At 59.6% G+C, this 490-nt stretch carries 1 protein-coding gene; it reads left to right on the top strand.

Annotation, left to right across the window (positions count from 1 at the left end; genetic code table 11):
* Positions 1-402: helix-turn-helix domain-containing protein (locus AC1DH9_RS30855; protein ID WP_477809549.1), on the top strand; the 402-nt coding region annotated here is incomplete at its 5' end.
* Between the last annotated feature and the right edge of the window lie 88 nt (positions 403-490).

Here is a 490-nt window from a genome sequence, read left to right as displayed (position 1 = left end):
GAAGTGTGTCCCATCCATTTCGCCCAGCTGGAGAAGCTTTCCCGGGAGCTGCCTACGCTGCAGCACAATCTGAACAAACTCCTGAGCCGCGAAATCGTGCGCGATCACGACATGCTGATGCTGATGGGCAAGATGAACTCCGACGAACGTCTGGCGGCCTTTCTGCTGAACCTGTCGCAGCGGCTTAGCCTGCGCGGTTATTCGTCCAGGGAGTTCGTACTGAAGATGCGTCGCGAAGAGATCGGCTCCTACCTGGGGCTGCGCCTGGAAACCATCTGCCGGGGCATTGCCCACCTGCGGGATCAGTCACTGGTCGAGATTTCCGGGCGTAACGTCACCATCCTCGACATGGACAGGCTCAAGCATCTGGTCACCGGCTGCCATCGGGACGCGCCAGTTTGACAGCCTGAATGCCGTTGATTCCGGAGAATCGTCATGCGCGCCATGGTGCTACAGACTCCTGGCCAGCCACTGCAACGGGAAGAACGCG

The sequence above is a fragment of the Pseudomonas sp. 05T35 genome (genome assembly GCF_056396605.1).
This window is presented reverse-complemented; position numbering and strand designations above follow the sequence as displayed.